The following is a 19,868-nucleotide window of genomic DNA, read 5'->3' on the forward strand; positions in this document are numbered from 1 at the left end:
ACAAGAATGATCCTATCGGACGCGATATCAAAACCCAAAACTCCCCTTCCCTTAAGGTTGCGGGGTTGATTCCTCGTCGGCTTCTAGTACCTCGGGTTCCTGCAAAATCACCGGACGCTGCTGGGGGTCAGCTTGATTGCTTTGCTCTTGCATCACAGTTTTAGCCAGACTGGGGTCAAAGTAGCGGTTAAACTCCGATCGCGATCGATCGACTCGCCCTTGGGTAAGATTGACTTCAGCTTGGATTTCGTGCAATTTTTCTTGCACTGCCCGGTAGTGAGGCCAAAGCTGAATAAAAGCAGAAGCGGCACAGACTGAAAGTACGATGTTGACTGCTAACTTGACTCCTGTTTCGGCGCCGAGCGTTTGGTGAGGGTAGGAACGCTGGCGGCTGCTGCTGCGACGAGGAGCAACCCGAGGGGAGTTTTTTACAGGTCGCAGTGGAGTAACGGTGGGTTGAATCGCTTGCATAATTTTTTTTCAAATACCTGAGACTGAGGTTTTAGAGCTGAAAACAGAAAATTCTGAGCTTAACGCACACCCCCCCGGTTTGTCAGGGTGCTGACAGCCAAGATTTTTGAGACTGAGTAAACTACCCACGGCTAACCGCGGTTAGCCGTTAGCGGGGGCTTTCAACAGCCCTCAAGCTAAAGAATAGCTTGTTGCCTTCAAGTCGGTTTACAGACAACCCAAATAATTTAATCATCTTCGCACCATTCAAATCAGCATCGCCATGCCAGCCACAATGTCCGCATTTAAAAATTTTTCCGCTCCGATAGGATTCACGCCAGCCGGATGGATGTGCAGGCATCGATCGCAGGTTTGACTCGTGTAGCGGGGATTGATAGCGAACTTCAAGCCTAGCATCAATAGCTTTCTAATCAAGGAATTGTGGCAACTGATAGAACGCCCAACTATTAGAACGTCTGCGTTCTGTTTTGGTGCGGGGCATCTGATTAGTCCGCTCTCGGATTTTGGTCAAATCCTCAATGGCGATAATCGCATTACTCGCCAATGCTTGCTGAATGATGAGACAAGATTGCATCAATCTTTGATGCAAGAGGGAAACCGCAGATGAACGCAGATGAACGCAAAGGCATTTCAAGATAGTTTGCGAAGGCATGGAAGAGGTCTGCACATTTGGCTTAAACTTCAACTTAATTGCGGGCATCCATAATTACGAACTCAACTTTTCAGCATGACTTTTGCAAAAGATCTATACCATATATTCGATCGCCGAAGAACGAGCGGAAAGCCCTGGGCTACCGACAGGGGAGGAACGCGGTTGCAGTTTCAACGGCCGTCAATATGCTAGAACTAATCGGCGACTAAGAATTACCAGGCGTAGCGTTGAAGTGTTTTATTAAGGAGCAACCCCTGATTTATGTCGGATCGGCACGACATAAGCCTGGGCAAACAAGCAATGGTGGACACGCAGCTTACCAATAGAGGCGTTGTGATGGACTCGGAAAGCAAAACAAGATAAAAGTAAGCGCAATTGCAATACGAATCGTAATGGTAGTGGTTTTTGAGCGTGTAGAGGTGATTTGTCATCACCTGTAAGACTTAATTATGGTCTTATGAATTCCTTCCTATGGGAGGCATGGGGAGTTGTCAAATATGCCATTAATCGTCCCAATGATAGACTTAATTAGTGAGTCGTCGCCTACCGATGGTCTGTTCTCACTCAGCTCAAAATCGACTAGCGGGGTGGGACTCCTCCTTCGTCACCCATTCCTCTATTAGCAACAAGCTTGCGCTGTGGCGGGGGCATTCTGGGGTGCGAGGTGACGCCTGAGGACAGAATTTCCCAATAAAAATGCCTGCCCTTGCAGTCTCGTCTTGGTGACAACAGACAATTTACTCCACTGAGGCAGCAATTGTCTGTAATGCCAGAGAGTTAACTACTAGGGCAGGCGATCGAGCGGTTCGCGGCTGGTGCCTGGAAACTACTTGTACAGTTCAGTTGCGAGCCGGAAAGCCATGATTCCGGGAATCAAAGCAATTACGAGCGCTACGTAGACTTGGGTATCTGTTAAAGACATATTGGGAAAACTCCTTTTCGCGGGCACGAGCTTTCACCAATTTCAGACAAATTGGCGCTTTTGGGAATCATTTGTTACAACTTGAAATAAATTTGGTGGGTTCGGGGAGGAGTGGGAGAGTGGAGAGTGGGGGTGTGGGGGAGTCGGAGATGGGGAAAGTGGGAGAGTGGGAGAGTGGGAAAAATCCTGCTTCTTCCCTCTTCTTTGTGCCCTCTTACCTCAACATCCATCGGTTACATCAGTTACATCGGTTACATCCGAAGCAAACGAATCCGTTGCCCAACTTTCTTCGTTCCGACGATCGGAGTAGTGCAGAATTACCGCATTAGGTTAAGATTTAAGTGAAGGTGACACTAATTTTAGACAGAGCGGGTAATTTGCGCTGCGCTCGACCCTTGCCAATCTTAGGTGCCCAAAATAGTTAATGATAGATCAATTTCTCGACGCTTCACCCAATTTTGGAGTTGACGGCTTTTTATTATTGTTGGTTTTGGTGGCTTTGGAGGCTGTACTTTCGGCTGACAACGCGATCGCCCTGGCATCTATTTCTAAAGGTTTGGAAGATGCCAAGGATCAGCAAAAAGCTCTCAACTTGGGTTTGATAATTGCTTTTGTACTGCGGATCTCACTAATTTTAACGGCTACTTGGGTGATCCAGTTCTGGCAGTTTGAACTGCTTGGTGCACTTTACCTGCTGTGGCTTGTTTTCCAACATTTTACTTCAGACACAGACTCCGAAGGAGAACATCATGGGCCCAGATTTGCGTCTGTGTGGCAAGCAATTCCCATGATTGCTTTTACGGATTTAGCGTTTTCTTTGGATAGCGTTACTACTGCGATCGCTGTTTCTGACGACACTTTTATCGTTGTAACAGGCGCTACTATTGGAATTATTGCCCTGCGATTCATGGCCGGATTGTTCATCCGCTGGCTGGATGAATTCGTTCACCTAGAAAGTGCTGGTTACATCACTGTTGGGTTCGTGGGAATGCGGTTGTTGGTGAAAGTAATTAATCCGGATTTAGTTCCTCCGCAATGGCTGCTAGTTTCCAGTATCGTCTTGATGTTTGTGTGGGGATTTTCTAAGCGCACTCCCGAGTCAGTCGAGATGGCAAAATCTCTAGAAATGGCTCTGAATCAGCCGGATTCAGAAGTGGCCGTGCGAGAATCGCAAGGACATAAGTCCGAAAATTAACATACTTGCATTTGAATAAAGTTAGCTTAAATCTGTCAAACCAACAAGATTGATGGCTGGTCAAAACGTGCAAAAGCCTTTCATCCCGGTGACTTTAGTCCGGGGATGAAAGGCTTTTATTTTGTAATATTGTTTTCTTCACTAGCCGATCGAACTTATGGGAGTAGAATTGGGCCTATGGGCAGGCAGTTATCAGAATCAGACTCAGCAATGGTTGCGTTGGTGGGATAGCGAGGGGAATTCGTTGCTGACGGGGTTGGCGGCATATTGGCGAGCGCAGGCATCGATCCGGATCTGATTTGAGCTTAGGTGGTGGCTGTATTTTTTGAGGAGAGGGAAAGAGCGCGAGCGATGGGAAGGAGTTGCAGGCGATCGGGTTTCACCTGTCGGGAAAAAATGTAACCTTCCGGTTGATCGGCTGCCAGAAAACTTCGCAATGCACCAGAAATCTGAGTCCATCCACTCCAACAGAGATGTGATACGTCAGTCACCTAAAAGTTCCTTAGGAATCAATACAGGATTACGGCTCTTCCGAATTCTCTCAGAGCCGCCAAGACTAAGATTTTGTTCCGCTTTAATAACCCTAAGCTTCGCCGTTTTATGATGATATAGCCGAAACTTATCCTTTAACTCTTGATCGATCATAGTTGTTTGAAACTGGGCATCCTGGGACATCAACAACATTTCAGGTTTTATTTCAATATCATTAGCGCTAATAAAAGTGTACACAAGAACCTCAAATGTCAATGGTTTTTTATGGTCAAGATGGCTCTCATAGATAGCTACCTTATCACCAGTAATATGGCATTTAACTTTTTTATCCCGATCGCCCCACTTTTCAAAGTATTCTTTTTTAGCTACCAGAAGATCATCTTGAACAGCGACACGGCAGGCTTCTAAAAATTCTTGATAAAGAGACTTTCTTTTAGCAGAAATCGCTGTTCGATAAGAAAAATCAGTTCGAGCTCCATCTGTTCTTTCTATCCAAAAGCAACTTGTCGGCATATCAGTTCTATCTTTGTACAAACGTTTTACACCACATCCAATCTTTTTATCTGCTTCAGGATGGCGCTCCAGAAGAGCCAGTAACATATCGCGATCATCACCTGCTATGCTTTGACCATTTCGATAGCGCTCCAACATATTTTTGAAGTGCTCAATAGCATCTTTTTGGAATTTGAACTCTATTCCATTGAGAAAAATTGGTTGCCTTGCCATTTAAACTCCATACCAGTTTTATATGACGTATAACTTAAATTATATCGCAGATGTGGTACCATAGATCGTAATAAGCGATATCTGCAAGACATAGGAGTTCAAGAAATTCGTGCTTATCTTTCCTAACCTAAATTCTCGAATGTCGAATGTCTAGACGCGATAATTTACACTTCTCCCTACGTCGTACCCTCGAAAAAGACGGGTGGACAATTACGGACGATCCTTTAGTCTTAGTGTTAGAACAGACACTTTTGAAAGCCGACTTAGGAGCAGAAAAGTTTTTCACTGCGGAAAAAGAAGGGCAGAAAATCGCTGTTGAAATCAAAGACTTCGATTCACCCTCAGTCATCAGCGAACTGGAAAAAACGATGGGACAGCTTCAGCTTTACCAATGGGCATTGGAAGGCCAAGAACCGGAGCGTCAGTTGTTTTTAGCCGTGAGCCAAGCGATCTACATTAAACACTTTCAAAAACCGATTTTTCAGTTAGCCGTCCAGCGAAATAAAATCAACTTATTAGTTTACGAACCAAATCAAGAGGTGATTTTCCAATGGATAACTCACTAAACTATGCAGACATCCTCAAAAAAACTCTGCAAGAAGCAACGATCGCCCAACCCCGTTTACAGGCGATCCAGCTTTACCCCGTCTGTGATGTCGATTCTGGTCAGTTTCTGATTCTGGCTACAGGCTGGGATAAACAGCGCTGGATTGACACGATTCTGTTTCATGCTCGTTTAGTCGATAATCAAGTTGTAATTGAAGAAGATAACTTCGAGGAAGGTCTAAGCAAAGCGCTGATTGCAGCGGGTATAAAAGCAGAGGATATTGTGACTAGCCCCTTCCCTGACAACAGCGATAGACAGAAAACCTATCAGACAGTAGAAGGAAGAAGGAAGAGGGAAGAAGGAAGAGGGGGAGACTGAGAGACGAGAAGAGTGGGAGGATTTTTCCCCAATTAGGAATTAGCAATTAGCAATTAGCTATGGCTTAGGCTTACCGACAAAGAAAGCTAAGGGAGAATTTTCACCACAAGATAAGCGAACTTTAGAACCAATAGGAAAAACATTTCCTGCGGTTGTGAGTGCATATAACTTTTCGCCCGAAGGTGTTTTTAAACAATAACGATTTTCTCGGCCTAAGAATTGGCGATCGCAAATCACAACAGGCGAATCTTCATCTAAGTATAAACTCAAGTCTTCCTGCCGGATCATCAATTCTCCTTCAGTAGAAACATCACAGGGAACTTGTGAACATGAATCTCGTTTAACAGCAAAACAACCTACTTCTGTTTCCCAAATATCCTGCTTCAGCGATGCAGACACAAAATTAGCTTGAGTCACAAACTCAGCCACAAATCGAGATGCTGGTTCTTGATAAACTTCCTCTGGAGTGCCAAACTGTTCTACTTGACCTTGACGCATCACCGCTACCCAATCTGAAATCGAAAGTGCTTCTTCGCGATCGTGGGTGACAAATACACCAGAGGTTCCCGTTGCTTTGAGAATATCGCGGATTTCCTGACGCAATCTTAACCGTACTTGTACATCTAAATTACTCAACGGTTCATCTAGTAAAATAATCGCAGGTCTAGGGGCTAAAGCACGAGCCAGGGCTACTCGCTGTTGCTGACCCCCGGATAATTCATGGGGATAACGGTTTTCCAATCCTTCTAATCCCACCAACGCTAATGCTTCTGCGACACCTTTCTGAATATTATGCTTTGACTCTTTTCCTTGATTCGTTAAGCCAAAAGCTACATTTTTCGCGACAGTCAAATGGGGGAAAAGTGCATAGTCTTGAAACACCATACCAATGTCTCGCTGTTCCGGCGGCACTGACATATTAACACTCGCTACAGTTTTTCCTGCTAAAGCGATCGTCCCTGCTTGTAGCTGTTCAAAACCAGCAATTAACCGCAGCAAAGTTGTTTTTCCACAACCCGATGGCCCCAACAACGCCAGTATATCTCCTTGATGTAATGTCAGGGTGACAGATGCTACCGCAGGTGATGCTGCTTGGGAATACTGTTTTGTTACACCATCTAAATGCAGAATTATAGGTCGAGCCATTATTGCTATAAATAATCAACAACTTACTATTCTACAATAAACCACTTTAGTGAGATAAATTGTCATAAAGACTTGACAAATATTTACACCTAATGATAAGGTGGCTAGCTAGACATTTTACTAGCGATGAAAAATTCCCAACAGTCACTACAAAAAACAGCAATCAGGACAATCGAATGGCGATCGACCTTACGCGGTCTATCCGCTAGTGGGTGGACAGTTGCAATTATCGCTTTAGCATTGCCGATCGCCATACCAGTTCTCACTGTCTTATCCAGTATCTTTTTTGAAGCTAAAGATACATGGCAACATTTAACCGATACAGTTTTAACCCGTTATATTGTCAACTCTTTATTGTTAACGATCGGTGTCGGCTGTGGTGTTGTCGCGATCGGCGTAGGATGTGCTTGGCTAGTAACAATGTGTCGCTTTCGGGCCAGTCGCGTATTTGAATGGGCATTACTGTTACCCTTAGCGGCCCCAGCGTATGTGTTAGCCTATACTTATACAGACTTTTTAGAATTTTCAGGCCCAGTTCAAACTGCTTTGCGTTATATTTTTGGCTGGAGTTATGGAGACTATTGGTTTCCTAACGTGCGATCGCTCCCTGGAGCAATCTTAATGCTAATCTTAGTTTTATATCCCTACGTCTACCTATTAACACGAGTTGCATTTTTAGAGCAATCCACTTGTACCCTAGAAGCTAGTAGAATACTGGGCTGTAGTCCTTGGCGGAGTTTTATTACAGTTGCCTTACCTATGGCAAGACCCGCAATAGTTGCAGGTTTAGCACTGGCTTTGATGGAAACTCTCAACGATTATGGCACTGTTCAGTATTTTGGAGTTGATACATTCACTACAGGTATTTATCGGACTTGGTTTGGCATGGGAGAACGAATTGCAGCAAATCAATTAGCTGCCCTGCTATTATTATTTGTTCTGGCTTTAATTTTAGTAGAACGCTGGTCGCGCAGTCGGACTAAATATTATCAAGCTAGCAGTCGCTATCGCCAACTGCAAACTTATCAGCTTAAAGGAATTCGGGAGATTTTAGCGGTAATTGCTTGTTTGATTCCGCTATTATTCGGTTTTTTATTGCCAGCAGGTCTTTTAGTCAAGTTGACATTAGCGAATTGGCAAGTAACCTTAGATGAACGCTTTTGGATATTTGCCCGTCATAGTTTAATTTTGGCCACACTGACAGCAATTTTAGCCGTAGTTATTGCCTTGATTATGGCTTATGGCTTACGGTTATATCCTAATTTAGGAGTGCAGTTAGGAACTAGAGTTGCGGCAATGGGGTATGCTGTACCTGGTTCTGTGATTGCAGTGGGGATTATGGTTCCCATTGGTAAAATTGACAATTTATTTGATAGTTGGATGCGTCAAAACTTGGGGATTTCTACAGGCTTGTTGTTAAGCGGTACGATCGCAGCTTTGGTATTTGCCTATATAGTTCGCTTCCTAGCTGTTTCTTTAAATGCGGTAGAGTCAAGTTTGAGCAAAATTAAGCCTAATTTAGATGATGCGGCGAGAAGTTTGGGCTATAGTCCGATGCAAACTTTAGTTACAGTTCATACACCAATGATGACTGGAGGTTTATTAACTGCTATGATGTTAGTATTCGTTGATGTAATGAAAGAGTTACCTGCTACTATAATTATTAGACCTTTTAACTTTGATACCTTGGCTGTGCGAACTTATCAGCTTGCCTCCGATGAGCGATTAGCTGAAGCTTCTGGCCCAGCATTGGCAATTGTTTTAGTGGGGATGTTACCGGTTATTTTATTAAGTTGGAAAATTGCGCGATCGCGCAATTCTTCAACAGAGTTAACGGTTAACAGTTAACATTATCCCTTTACAAATCAAGATGATTAATAAAAATTCACCAATGTTTACTCGCACTACTGGCACAATCTCGTTCTTACTACTTACTATTTTGGTCACGTTTGGATGTCAAAAACAGGCGACCAGCCCCCTCGAAACATTACAAAAAACTAAGCAATGTCCAGAATGCGACCTAACTGGCGCTAAGTTAAGCAACATTGATTTAACAAGCGCTAATCTCAATGGTGCTAAGTTGGAAGGTGCAGTCCTAGAAAATATCAAACTTAATGAAGCCTTACTAGATAGCGTCAATCTCAAAGGTGCAAATTTAAAAGGTGCTTCTCTGGAAAAAGCAGGTTTATCTGCCGCCGATCTCACACAGGCTGATTTGAGTAATGCAAATCTCAAGGGGGCTTTTTTGCGAGGTGCAAAACTGAATAATGCCAATCTTAGTAATGCCGATTTAAGTGAAACTGACTTAAATAGTGCTGATTTGACAGGGGCAAACCTGAAAGGCGCAAACCTGAAAGGCGCAATAATGCCGGATGGTAAAATTAAAAATTAAAGTTGATGGGATTCGGCGGTTGAAACCGCCGAATCACAAAGAGTAGCTTCTTGTTCAAAAAGCCTCTATTTCCATCCTGCGCGATCAGCAATCTTTAAAGCGTCGGGGTTATTTTTCCCAAACACATCAGGGTTGAGAGGGTCAGATTTGAATGTACCAAAACTTGCAACTGCAGGATCGATCGCCACACCTGAAATCACAGGGTATTCGTAATTACCCCTAGCAAAAATTTGTTGCGCTTCGCGACTGGCTAGGTGTTCCAAGAATTTGGTCGCGCCTGCTTTGTTGCGGGAGGTTTTGACTACACCGGCACCACAAATATTGACGTGGGTACCGCGATCGCGCTGGTTGGGGAAAAATACACCTACCTTCGCCGCGATCGCTTGTTCTGCTGGATCTTTCGATTTCATTAAGCGGGCTACATAATAGGTATTAACCAGGGCAATATCGCCTACCCCATCAGCAACAGCCTTGATTTGTGCCGTATCGTTTCCTTCTGGAGGACGTGCAAAATTAGCCACCAATCCTCGCGCCCAAGCTTCTGTTTTTTGAGCTCCATGAGTCGCTAACATGGCTCCAACAAGAGACTGATTATAGATATTAGTGGACGATCGCACTAAAATTTTGCCTTTCCACCGAGGTTCTGTCAGCGCTTCATAGGTTGACAATTGGGCAGGGTTCACCTTGCTTTTGTTATAAACAATCACCCGTGCCCTGCGCGATAGACCAAACCAGAAACCTTGAGGATCTCGCAAACTTGCTGGAATTGCGGATGTCAGGACTGCTGAAGAAACAGGTTGCAGGATACCTGCTTGTTTCGCCCGCCACAAACGCCCACCATCAACGGTGATGAAAACATCAGCAGGGCTATTTGCACCTTCACTTTTAATCCGTTCAATTAGTTGGTCAGCCTCCGCCTCAACGAGGTTAACTTTGATCCCAGTTTTTTTCGTGAAGCTTTGGTACAACTGATTATCAGTGTCGTAGTGACGTGCTGAATAAAGGTTGAGGGTGCCCGTTTGGGCTGTGACTGGGGCTGTTTTGCTTAGTTCCCCCAGTGCCACGACAGCCATTGCTGTACCGCTGGCAAGAAAAATACGCCGAGAAATGCTCATTGTTTTATAATGATAGATTTTTTCATCTGGTAATTGACAGGATGGTGCATCCACAGCCATCTACAGTCATTGCTCTACTATATTAATGCAAGTGATTCTTATTTGCTGATCGAGTTCGTAACGATTTTAGGGCTGACACCGGGGTGGTCAGAAACCGGGTTTTTTGACCAAAAGGCTTTGTTGTAGCCAGCAGATTCGGTAAAAAATTCGCTTATGAAGGTCTTGATGCGTCTTGGAATGTATTTATGACAAAGATTTGCGCTGACTAGGTAGCAGAACGGTTGTTTGCAATGATGTTGGTATTACCATGAGCAGAATGGGAGTTCAATTGCGTGTCTCCGTTTTTCGATCGCCCGGTTTGTGGCCCCTTCCGGCTCAATTACAAGCTCGACCAGACAACAAAGAACTGCTTTCACTAGCTTATTGCCAACAGATAAAAAGTCTCTAGCCTGAGTACAAAGTTTGTTTGGGGATTCTCTAAATAATCTGGTTTGTGCCGGAGTGGGAAGGTCAGCGCTAAACTAACTTAGGTAAATCATCTTATATACTGATGACTATTTTTACTCTGCGATCGATCGCCCGTTTACTGATTAGCTCGACTTGTCTGCTGAGGATTGCTTCGAGTTATTCCTGCATTTGAGCGCGATCGAGTAAACTCCAATTGGCTGCGAGAGCGAAGGCAACTAGAATATCGATGTCGCTGTCTGCATGAAAGTCGTCCCGAAGGACAGAACCAAAGAAAGAGAGTTCGATGATTTGCCAATGTTGGCAAAATTTGATGATTTGGTCAATTGGCAGGGCGAGATCGGTTTTCATTCAGCCTCCTTACTTATTGACCAAATAGTTTGCTTGAGAATCTTCCTCAAGCAGCATTCGTAGAGTCAAGTTGGACTACTTATGAGCTATCTCTTTACTTCTTTGCGTTGTTGTTTTTTTACGGTAAGAAATCGCACGATCGTTACTCGGATGGTGGAGGTACGATCTCGATACCGTATTTGGGAGCAGCGGTAAGAATTTTGTTCAGGTCTTCAGGACTCAAGGATGCTCCAAGGGTAATCTGACCATTCACTGCATTTCCAACTTCGGCAATGAATTTCTCAAAGCCAGCAGGAGTTACCCAAACCAGCATTTTAGCCGGTGTAGCGGTCGTATTTGTAAATCGGTGAAGCTGCCCTTTCGGTGAATGAAGGAATGTTCCAGCCGTCGCCACGAAAGTACGATCGTCAAGCTGGAATTCAATTTCTCCGTCTTGAACATAAAATGATTCATCTTCTAGGTTGTGCCGATGGGGCGGGGAACCGCCTTGAGGTGCAACAATTACTTCACAAAGCGCATAGGCTTGACCTGTCTCTTCACCAACTGCCTTGAAGGTATAGAGGTCTTGACCAAGGTAGTAAGAACGACCTTGACCAGGTTCAACAAAAAGTCCGTTTTGATGAATTGTCATTTGTTAATTGTTAATTGGTAATTGGTAAAGCAAAGTGTTAGCTGGCTGGCGAGGGCTTTTCCTGGAACATTCTTCACGAATTCAGAGTTTTCTCAATACGCCGATCGGGGATAAGCCACACGATCGCAACTAAAACATACAGCATGAAAGCAAACAACGAGTTCACAAAGGAAAGCAGGATTGCTACGGCATAAATCACTACTGATACCTTCCCCTTAAAGTCTCGCCCAAGTGCAATTGCCAGAGTGGAATCTTTACCGTGGTAAGAAATAAGGACACGAGTAAGAATGAAGTAAGCGATCGCAGCCAACAACAGCACTGTGCCATAAAGCGCAACTGGCCAGGCGGCGAAGTGGTTCTCGCCTGTCCAGGCAGTGACAAAGGGAATGAGTGACAACCAGAACAGCAGATGCAAATTAGCCCACAAAACATTACCATTGACGTGCCGAGCCGCCTGTAACAAGTGATGGTGGTTGTTCCAGTAGATACCAAGATAAATAAAACTCAGTACATAGCTCAGAAAAACTGGAACTAGCGGACGCAGCGCAGCTAAATCAGGTTCATGGGGCACTTTCAATTCAAGCACCATAATGGTGATGAGAATGGCGATTACGCCATCGCTGAACGCTTCTAACCTACCTTTACCCATTTTTTTACATCCTCTTTTTCTGCTTGCGCTGCCGATCGCTTCTAATTCCAACAATAACTTAGCATAAGGTCGGTTCCAGTGATGTGTTATACTCCGATCGCCGATCGCTTGCACTTACCCACAAAGCTAACGATTTTGCTTGCCTAATCTCGGCTGAAAACAGATAACCTTAACGGACTTTTCGCCGATCTGTTTAAGCAGTCGATCGGTACGAGTTTTTTTAAATAACCTTGCTTTCGTACAGTACACAGGATAACAGCATAGTCAAGCGGTGGCAGATAGCCTCAAACTTAACACCAGGGACTTGCGACCGTCTGCTGCATTTGATTTGTTACGCGTCCTTTAGCTGTTACTTATGCTGAATTTTCGATAGTTAAGTCAAGTCCCAAGTTACCAAAACTTATCGAGAGTTTACATTGCGAATGCGATCGATTTCCGTCTTCAGCTTTCCAGATGCGTTACGCCAATCAAAACCTAGACCTTGCATATTCATTTTTGACCATTGGAGATCAAGATAACCCCGAAAGGACTCTGCTCTGTCTAGGCGTAAATCTATCGCCTGAACATCACTGATTAATTCTCTCACCTCGGAATCAAGTATAGGAGTATCGATAACAACAGCATCAACATACTCAAACAAGCTGCACAATCGAGTAATGTGATACAAACCTAGAGTGGTAACACGCAACGTATGTGGCATTATCTGACCAGGCTGAGGTATTAGGCGAGCAGCAGTTTCAATCATTTTCTTTCTGGTACTCACAATCAGCGCCTCATCAATCTGATCGGCAGTAAAGCCCGTTCCTTGTAAGTGTTCATAAATAACGGATGTTTCCACAAATTCTCCATTAGAGCTAGAGGAGCCTAATGAATGAATTGCACCTATCAACAGAGGTAAAAGAAAATGTTCTCTAGGATCGTTAGAAGAGATATCAAAAAGGTTTGCAATGGGAGAGCGACTGGAATCATAGTAAAAATTATCCCCAACGATAACTGCTCTTAGAAACTCATGCAGAGCCACGGTGTAACCTCTTTCCTCATCACGTTGGATTTCAACAATCTTCCGCGTATCAACGTGACCACTACCAAAAATTCCTCTCACTAAATTTAAAGCTAAACGAATATTGCCACCAGATATATTATCGATACACTCACTAAGCTCTCTATTGATTTTGAGCGATTTCAGAAATGAGCAAATAACGGATTCTAATGAACTTAAACGTACTCCCATCCCTTCGGGCAGAGACTGAATCGGGATTTCGCCACGAGTAAGCTTGAGAGCAAAAGATAAACGTTTTTCAAGAACAAGATCAACTCTTGGTGGAGATACAGAAAATGCTTTAGGGTGATATCCACTGAGTGTTCCTATTTGCTGAGAACGATGAAAAGTCTCAGGACGCAGAGTAACAAATACCGTAGTTGACCAGTGTTCTGCTATTTCTTGAGAAATAAGAAAAACCTGCTGCTGAATGTATTCATCTCTCTGATCTGAATTATCTAAAATCATTATGAGTTGCTTCTGGCGTGCATTCGCAATATGCTTTAGGGATTGCTTGAGGTGCTCTTCAGGAGTAGTAATTTTTCTCTCTAATAACTCAATTTCTTTCTCCTTGAATCGTTGTTGATCTGATTCATACAGGTCTGAATAGATACCTTTGCGAAATCGTTGTAGATCTGAATGATAGACGCCGCGAACAAAGTTACGTTCCTCGATATCTATCTCATAGTTGTCTCGAAGTTGCTCTATCACTTCTTCGATAACAAATGACTTCAGATCCGCTGAGAGAGTTGCCTTAGAACCCAGATCAATATATAGGGTAATAGCTTTTTCAAAAACTGAAGGAGCTTCCACCTTCATTAAGTTTCTTATAAAAGTTGTTTTACCTACACCAACACTACCTATAAGGAGGATAGGTCGGCGACTAATGCTTTCAGCAAGTAACTCTGGAGAAATGCCTTGCCTATCAACGGCTTGTACTAAAACGGGTGAGGGAGTATTTGAGTCAAAAAGAGCAGCATATCTTGTTTCTAAAATTGTTTTACTTGCAAGAGAATGTTGCGATAATGCCCCTGTCTTACAGTAGCACTCTTCAAGAAATGTTTTTTCTAAAGTCTCAGAGCGAGTAAGGTCTTCAATCACTAAATCGCTAACGGTTTGAAGATCGGTTTGAAATACGTTTCTACCTTTGATACCAGGATATGTGGCGATAGTTTCCGATAGCTTTCTAGGAATTTGTGCTTGTAAGTTTCCAATAAGTCTAGCTTGAATATTTTTTTCTTCTATGCCTGCTTTAGATAATGACTGCCAGAGATCCAAAAAATTCTCTAACATTTCTTCAAGGGAGGAGAATACCAACGCTTTCCCATCCAGTGGTGCTATACCGTCGTTCCTCACAGCAATGAAGGCAACCAGTTGATAACCGTTAGATACGGCTCCAAAAGGAGCACCACGCTCTTGACAATAGGCCGCAGCTTGAGAAATGGCAGCTTTCAGATTAGCATTGTCTCTCGATAGGGATGAAATTGAATGCTCAAGTTTAAATTTGCCAGCAGGTATCTCAAAATACAGGTCTTCTTTTTTAGCTTCGACTATCAAAATTCTTCTAGGAGCGTTAAAAGAATAATCTGCATATTGTCCATTGTGATACTCTTCCATGACAACATCATCTTTTGACCATCCTAAACACTCAAAAAAGAGACTATCAATGATTTGAAAACGAGTAGTAGCCTCGTTTCGATGTGCTGGCTTATACCAAGCGATGAGATTTTCTAGGTTTCTTCTACACTCGTCGTAATCAGGAAACATATTGATGCCCATATAGTGTGGTCGCGAGCATACTGCGGTCTAATATTTTAATATGGACATTTTATCGTATACGAGTTTTGTTTGTCAATCCTCACTCCCGATGGTCATTCACCCAAAATTCACCCATTAAACCAGGTTTATTATGCTGATACACCAGTATAATATGTCGAGCTGTCAACTACTGCAAACAGCTTATATATGTCTACATCCGCTCCTCTTACTCGCCATCAACATCTTTTTTTCTTAACATTTATCAAAATTTAGATAGTCGGAAAAATCGATTTGACCCGGGTATTGAAGAAGTTTAATCGGAACGAAAGACCATACCGATGCAACCGGAAAGGATCGAACTAAGTTAAACTAAGTCAGGTAAATGACTTTCTATACTGATGACTATTTTTACTCTGCGATCGATCAAAAAAGACTTCGGCATCAAGGAACTCTTGACAGATGCCAGTTTCAGCCTGGATGAAGGCGATAAAGTCGGACTCATCGGCACAAACGGTTCCGGCAAATCAACGCTGCTGAAAATGATTGCCGGTATGGAGTCGATCGACTCTGGCGATCGCTGGGTCAATCCAGGGTCTAAAATTGTTTATCTCCCCCAACAGCCGGATTTAGACGAAAATCACACTGTCTTAGAGCAAGTATTTGCCGACAGTGGCGAACAAATGGCTTTAGTGCGCGAATACGAGGAAATTTCCGCTCAATTGTCCCACGGCAAAGGCGATACAGACAAGTTGATGGCGCGTCTGTCTGCGGTGTCTGAACGCATTGATGAGGTGGATGCGTGGGACTTGGAAACCAAGGCGAAATTGATTTTGACCAAGTTGGGGATTGAGGATTTTGATGCGAAAATTGCCGACTTGTCGGGCGGCTACCGCAAGCGAATTGCCTTAGCAACGGCTTTGTTGTCCGAGCCCGATGTGTTGCTGATGGATGAACCGACAAACCACTTGGATGCGCTGTCTGTGGAGTGGTTGCAGAATTATTTGAACGGCTATCGCGGTGCTTTGCTGCTGATTACGCACGATCGCTATTTTCTCGATCGCGTTACCAATCGCATCCTGGAGATCGATCGCGGCGACCTTTACAATTATGCTGGCAATTACGCTTATTACTTGGAGAAAAAAGCCTTAGCTGAAGAATCGGCCGCCAGCACTCAGCGCAAATTCTCGGGAGTATTGCGGCGCGAGTTGGAATGGCTCAAGAAGGGGCCAAAGGCGCGCAGTACCAAGCAAAAAGCTCGGATCGATCGCATTAAAGATATGCGAGCAGAGGAATTCAAAACAGCCAACGGCAAAGTCGAGATTGCGACAGCGGGCCGCCGGATTGGTAAGAAGGTGATTGAGTTACTGCATATCAATAAAGCTTACGGTGATCGCACTTTAATTAAAGATTTTACCTACAATTTCACTCCCGAAGACCGGATTGGAATTATTGGTAGCAACGGTGCGGGAAAATCGACGCTGATGGATATCATCACCGGACGCATTCAGCCGGATTCGGGTACTGTCGAAATTGGGACAACCATTCATATCGGTTATTTCGACCAGCATTCTGAGGATTTGACGCCCAACGAAGACCAGCGAGTTATTGAATACTTGAAAAGTGTGGCGGAATTGGTGCAAACGGCGGACGGGGAAATCATTACCGCTTCTCAAATGTTGGAAAAGTTTCTGTTTCCGCCGAACCAACAGTATTCACCAATTAGCAAACTTTCTGGCGGAGAAAAGCGCCGGTTATTTCTGTTGAAAGTGCTGATGAGTGCGCCGAACGTGCTGATTTTAGATGAACCGACAAACGACCTAGACGTGCAGACTTTGGCCGTTTTGGAGGATTATCTCGAAGATTTTAACGGCTGCGTGATTGTGGTGTCCCACGATCGCTATTTTCTCGATCGCACGATCGACATGGTTTTCGCCTTGGAACCGGGCGGCAATTTGCGCTTGTATCCCGGCAATTATTCGGTGTATTTAGATTACAAGAAAGCGGAAGAAGCCAAGGAAATTAAAGGCCAAAAAGAAAAAGAAAAACTTACACGCATCACTGAATCTAACAATTCAAAATCCCAAAGTTCAACTCAAAAATCTACCAAAGTTTCCTTCAATGATAAGCGGGAATACGAACAATTAGAAAGTCAAATTCCGCAGATGGAAGCTGAGAAACAAGAGATTGAGAAGAGGTTGTCTAACAATGCTCCGAGCGGGTTTGCGGAGGTGAAGAAGTTATCCGATCGTTTGGCTCAGTTGACGCAGCAGATCGATCGGGCAACTGAGCGCTGGTTGGAGTTAGCCGAACGGGTTGGTTAATTTAGGTTGTCCGAGTGTTGTGTTTAGCTCCTGCTAACAAAAAACCCGCTGTTTTTGCGATCGCCTCAAGTAAAGCTGTGTGTCAAAAACTGGGAAGCCCCGAGGGTGGGGTTGACAAAAGCAGTAGAATATGCAGTAAAAGTCAGGGTAAGCAAATAAGACTGGCAGCAGAAAACAAGGGCGAAAAAGCCCAAAACAGGTAAAACAAAAGTCGATCGGGCAAAGTAAGTTGGCCGAGGACTAAAAATATGGTGATGAGTGAGATACAATTGACCTGTTCTGAGCCAAGAATTGGTCAACATCACAAGTATCCTGTAGAAGTCTGAAGTTGAGAATCTCAGGGTTGTCGAGGAGCGGGAGCAAACAGAAAACTATGCCTCAAAAAGTAATCGCCAAACAGATGTCTTTGGAATCAGCGTCAGATCCGATCGCCGTGGTTGCGACCGTCGAAACAGTGCCAGCCGAAGCAGTGGCAGTAGAGTCCTACGCCGATCGGTTGATGGACGAACTGTTTGAAGGAGTCGATCGAGCATTCGACGGCAGTGGCGGACTGCCAGCCGAGCCGGTAGCGCCAGAATTCGTGGCGCTAAAGTCGATATCGGTACCTCAAATAGTTTTGTCGCCGTTGGCGCCCCAGCCGCAGCGAGCCGAAAAAGACGTAGAAGCGATCGCCCGCCAAGTCGCCCTAGAAACAGCCAAAAAACAGCAGTCCAAACAATCATTCGACAGAATCCTGCTCGGAGCAGCCTTTGGGTCGCTGCTGCTAGTCATGGGGTTGTGGCTCGCAAGCAGGTCGGGACTGGTGCGCTTGCCCGCAGCCCCCGCACCAGAGAGGCCGGTAGCCAGTGGCAAAACAGCACCAGACACCCCGTTTGTGGAATACGTGCAGCGCTCGCTAGAAGCGATCGAACAAAAAAAAGCACCCCAGCCCAACCCGCAACTTGCAGGAGTTCCGGGAGTTGCCACCCCAGGGACGCTGCCGAGCATTCAAATTTCCGGCGCGCCGCCGGCAACCGCAGGTCTTTCGACAGCAGTCAACCGCATCGCTGAGGCCCTAGAACAAGCCAGCGCGCAGCCGGGAGCACCTGCACCCCAAATCGTAGTCATCCCTCCCCCCGCTCAGGTGACTGTGGCTCCGGCTGCTCCGGTAGCTGCTGCTCCGGCTGCTCCGGCTGCTCCTCAAACCGCCGCAGTTTCCCCATCGCCGGCGGCTCCAGCCTCCGGTCGCGCGATCGCCGCTGCAGGCACTCGAAGTCCCCTCGCCGCTTCCCCTTCCCCCTCGGAGTCTCCCCAGCCGAAGATTTTGGCTCGCGAAACCGAACCGGCACCAGCGCCAGCAGCCCAGCAATCCGCGCCCGCGCCCGAGCAATCCGCACCGGCCGTCAGCAGCGCGCCGACTTCCGCGCACACGCTGGTAGGGATTTTGGAGTTGGGCGACCGATCGGCCGCTTTGTTTGAAGTAGACGGTGTAGCCCGCAGAATTTATGTCGGCGAAAGCATTGGCGCTAGCGGTTGGACCCTGGCAGAAATCAAAAATCAAGAAGCTGTTATCCGCAAGGGAGGAGATGTGCGATCGGTTTTTGTAGGGCAGAAATTTTAAATGATTTTGAGTTTTGAGTTAAAGAAGTTGAGTAATTCACAGCCAAAATTCAAAACGCAAAACTTTTGAATTGCCCGAAATAATTCATGCAAAATCCCCAACTCAAAACTCAAAGTTATTTAAAATAATGGGCTTATTTGACGATTTCAGCCGCTTTCTAGAAACCAGATTAGAAGAATTTTTGCGCAGCAATCCCCATCTGGAATTGCAGGCAATAGAAGAACAACTGAAGGAACAAGAAGAAGACACTCTGCGACTGATTCTCGATATCCAGAAACAAGAGAAAAAACTGCAATCAGAAATTCTCTCCGCCGCTCAAGAAATTCAGCGCTGGAACGATCGAATCAACAAAGCTAAAGCGGCTCAAAGGCTGGATTTAGCTCAAGCTGCCCAAGAGCGGCAAGCCGCTTTGCTGCGTCAGGGAAATCAGCGCTGGGGTCAAATGCAAGGCTGCAAAGAACGGATTGAAAAAGCCAAAGAACTGTACCGCCAAATTCAATTGCGTCGCAAAGAAGTCCGAGCAAAAGCAGCAGAAGCTGCAACTCGCACTACCACTAAAACAGAGCAGAATTGGGATACAAAGGGTTGGAATCAGAGTTCAAATTATAACAGTTTTAATGCGGCAGATCCTTTAGAAGAAAAGTTTCAACGCTGGGAAGCAGACGAAGAACTCGATCGCATGAAGCGCAATATAGGCCGATAGTTCCGAAAGCATCCGAATCCTTTAGGGACGAGTTTACCCAAAACTCGAATTCCCAGTGCACATATTCGTCAACCCCCCAGACTCCCAGGTGTTGCGATCGCGGATACTTAATATAAATAGGGTTTGCTGAAAAAGTTATAAAAAGCAGGGGGTGGGAAATGAACAAGAGACTCGTCTTCCTCACATAATAAGCCCTGCTTTACTTCGATTATTTAATTCATAGCTCAAGTTAATCCTTCAGGGTAAGCTCATCTAATTTGGTATAAATTGTACTTGACAAAAATGGCAAGATATCAAAGAGCATCCTGTCAGTAG

General features: G+C 44.8%; 20 protein-coding genes and 1 pseudogene. 9 read left to right on the forward strand and 12 right to left on the reverse strand.

All coding sequences use genetic code 11. From position 1 onward, the window contains the following. Nucleotides 1-51: 51 nt before the first annotated feature. The 4 genes from QUA54_RS17605 to psaM form a co-directional block, all read right to left on the reverse strand. The gene (locus QUA54_RS17605; protein ID WP_333415626.1) at nucleotides 52-471 is read right to left on the reverse strand and encodes a slr1601 family putative cell division protein; all 420 of its coding nucleotides are present in this window, start codon (nucleotides 469-471) and stop codon (nucleotides 52-54) included. A 246-nt stretch (nucleotides 472-717) separates the two neighbouring features. Next, nucleotides 718-867: a hypothetical protein gene (locus QUA54_RS17610; protein WP_333415627.1), complete on the reverse strand. Its 150-nt coding sequence runs from the start codon at nucleotides 865-867 to the stop codon at nucleotides 718-720. Between the two features lie 10 nt (nucleotides 868-877). Continuing rightward, nucleotides 878-1,123 (reverse strand): hypothetical protein, encoded by a 246-nt coding sequence (locus QUA54_RS17615; RefSeq protein WP_333415628.1) that lies wholly within the window; start codon nucleotides 1,121-1,123, stop codon nucleotides 878-880. 826 nt (nucleotides 1,124-1,949) lie between these two features. Further along, nucleotides 1,950-2,045, reverse strand: coding sequence for a photosystem I reaction center subunit XII (psaM, locus tag QUA54_RS17620; RefSeq protein ID WP_006633247.1), 96 nt, complete (start codon nucleotides 2,043-2,045; stop codon nucleotides 1,950-1,952). A gap of 424 nt (nucleotides 2,046-2,469) precedes the next feature. Between psaM and QUA54_RS17625 the strand changes: the two genes are divergently transcribed. Together QUA54_RS17625 and QUA54_RS17630 are read left to right on the forward strand one after the other, a co-directional pair. Next, entirely contained in the window at nucleotides 2,470-3,240 is a 771-nt protein-coding gene (locus QUA54_RS17625) for a TerC family protein (protein WP_333194039.1), read from the forward strand. A gap of 145 nt (nucleotides 3,241-3,385) precedes the next feature. Further along, nucleotides 3,386-3,496: pseudogene (locus tag QUA54_RS17630) on the forward strand (Uma2 family endonuclease); the annotation flags it as partial. Nucleotides 3,497-3,545: 49 nt separating this feature from the next. On the opposite strand, the gene QUA54_RS17635 reads toward QUA54_RS17630, so the two are convergent. Both QUA54_RS17635 and QUA54_RS17640 read right to left on the reverse strand, forming a co-directional pair. Next, nucleotides 3,546-3,731, reverse strand: coding sequence for a hypothetical protein (locus tag QUA54_RS17635; RefSeq protein WP_333415629.1), 186 nt, complete (start codon nucleotides 3,729-3,731; stop codon nucleotides 3,546-3,548). Next, complete coding sequence (locus QUA54_RS17640; RefSeq protein WP_333415630.1) at nucleotides 3,724-4,458, reverse strand: DCL family protein; 735 nt, start codon at nucleotides 4,456-4,458, stop codon at nucleotides 3,724-3,726. The genes QUA54_RS17635 and QUA54_RS17640 overlap by 8 nt, the downstream gene beginning before the upstream one ends. Before the next feature lie 146 nt (nucleotides 4,459-4,604). On the opposite strand from QUA54_RS17640, the gene QUA54_RS17645 reads away from it, so the two are divergent. Both QUA54_RS17645 and QUA54_RS17650 read left to right on the forward strand, forming a co-directional pair. Beyond that, nucleotides 4,605-5,024, forward strand: coding sequence for a XisH family protein (locus QUA54_RS17645; protein ID WP_333415631.1), 420 nt, complete (start codon nucleotides 4,605-4,607; stop codon nucleotides 5,022-5,024). Continuing rightward, complete coding sequence (locus tag QUA54_RS17650) at nucleotides 5,009-5,383, forward strand: element excision factor XisI family protein (protein WP_333415632.1); 375 nt, start codon at nucleotides 5,009-5,011, stop codon at nucleotides 5,381-5,383. Before QUA54_RS17645 ends, QUA54_RS17650 begins: the two co-directional genes overlap by 16 nt. 57 nt (nucleotides 5,384-5,440) lie before the next feature. On the opposite strand, the gene QUA54_RS17655 is transcribed toward QUA54_RS17650, so the two are convergent. Next, complete coding sequence (locus tag QUA54_RS17655) at nucleotides 5,441-6,529, reverse strand: ABC transporter ATP-binding protein (RefSeq protein WP_333415633.1); 1,089 nt, start codon at nucleotides 6,527-6,529, stop codon at nucleotides 5,441-5,443. Between the two features lie 126 nt (nucleotides 6,530-6,655). Here QUA54_RS17655 and QUA54_RS17660 point away from each other — a divergent pair, with 126 nt between their 5' ends. Further along, nucleotides 6,656-8,377 (forward strand): iron ABC transporter permease, encoded by a 1,722-nt coding sequence (locus QUA54_RS17660; RefSeq protein ID WP_333415634.1) that lies wholly within the window; start codon nucleotides 6,656-6,658, stop codon nucleotides 8,375-8,377. Nucleotides 8,378-8,399: 22 nt separating this feature from the next. After that, the gene (locus QUA54_RS17665) at nucleotides 8,400-8,921 is read left to right on the forward strand and encodes a pentapeptide repeat-containing protein (protein ID WP_333415635.1); all 522 of its coding nucleotides are present in this window, start codon (nucleotides 8,400-8,402) and stop codon (nucleotides 8,919-8,921) included. A gap of 65 nt (nucleotides 8,922-8,986) precedes the next feature. Here QUA54_RS17665 and QUA54_RS17670 read toward each other — a convergent pair whose 3' ends face one another. From QUA54_RS17670 to QUA54_RS17690, 5 genes are all read right to left on the reverse strand, one after another. Further along, nucleotides 8,987-10,036 carry a Fe(3+) ABC transporter substrate-binding protein gene (locus QUA54_RS17670; protein WP_333415636.1) on the reverse strand — a complete coding sequence of 350 codons (1,050 nt, stop codon included), beginning with the start codon at nucleotides 10,034-10,036 and terminating at the stop codon, nucleotides 8,987-8,989. A gap of 624 nt (nucleotides 10,037-10,660) precedes the next feature. After that, nucleotides 10,661-10,852, reverse strand: a complete 192-nt coding sequence (locus tag QUA54_RS17675; protein ID WP_333415637.1) for a nucleotidyltransferase domain-containing protein — start codon at nucleotides 10,850-10,852, stop codon at nucleotides 10,661-10,663. Between the two features lie 142 nt (nucleotides 10,853-10,994). Continuing rightward, entirely contained in the window at nucleotides 10,995-11,483 is a 489-nt protein-coding gene (locus tag QUA54_RS17680) for a cupin domain-containing protein (RefSeq protein WP_333415638.1), read from the reverse strand. Nucleotides 11,484-11,556: 73 nt separating this feature from the next. Continuing rightward, a complete protein-coding gene (locus tag QUA54_RS17685; RefSeq protein WP_333415639.1) occupies nucleotides 11,557-12,183 on the reverse strand; it encodes a TMEM175 family protein in 627 nt (208 codons plus the stop codon). 349 nt (nucleotides 12,184-12,532) lie between these two features. Next, complete coding sequence (locus QUA54_RS17690; RefSeq protein WP_333415640.1) at nucleotides 12,533-14,950, reverse strand: hypothetical protein; 2,418 nt, start codon at nucleotides 14,948-14,950, stop codon at nucleotides 12,533-12,535. Between the two features lie 377 nt (nucleotides 14,951-15,327). Between QUA54_RS17690 and QUA54_RS17695 the strand changes: the two genes are divergently transcribed. From QUA54_RS17695 to QUA54_RS17705, 3 genes are all read left to right on the forward strand, one after another. Continuing rightward, on the forward strand, nucleotides 15,328-17,250 hold the full coding sequence (locus QUA54_RS17695) for an ABC-F family ATP-binding cassette domain-containing protein (protein ID WP_333415641.1): 1,923 nt from the start codon (nucleotides 15,328-15,330) through the stop codon (nucleotides 17,248-17,250). A gap of 373 nt (nucleotides 17,251-17,623) precedes the next feature. Then, on the forward strand, nucleotides 17,624-18,850 hold the full coding sequence (locus tag QUA54_RS17700; protein WP_333415642.1) for a hypothetical protein: 1,227 nt from the start codon (nucleotides 17,624-17,626) through the stop codon (nucleotides 18,848-18,850). Between the two features lie 127 nt (nucleotides 18,851-18,977). Continuing rightward, the gene (locus QUA54_RS17705; protein ID WP_172190506.1) at nucleotides 18,978-19,553 is read left to right on the forward strand and encodes a TIGR04376 family protein; all 576 of its coding nucleotides are present in this window, start codon (nucleotides 18,978-18,980) and stop codon (nucleotides 19,551-19,553) included. The last annotated feature ends 315 nt before the right edge of the window (nucleotides 19,554-19,868 follow it).

Source organism: Microcoleus sp. MOSTC5 (assembly GCF_036701825.1).
GTDB classification, from domain to species: Bacteria; Cyanobacteriota; Cyanobacteriia; order Cyanobacteriales; family Microcoleaceae; genus Microcoleus; species Microcoleus asticus.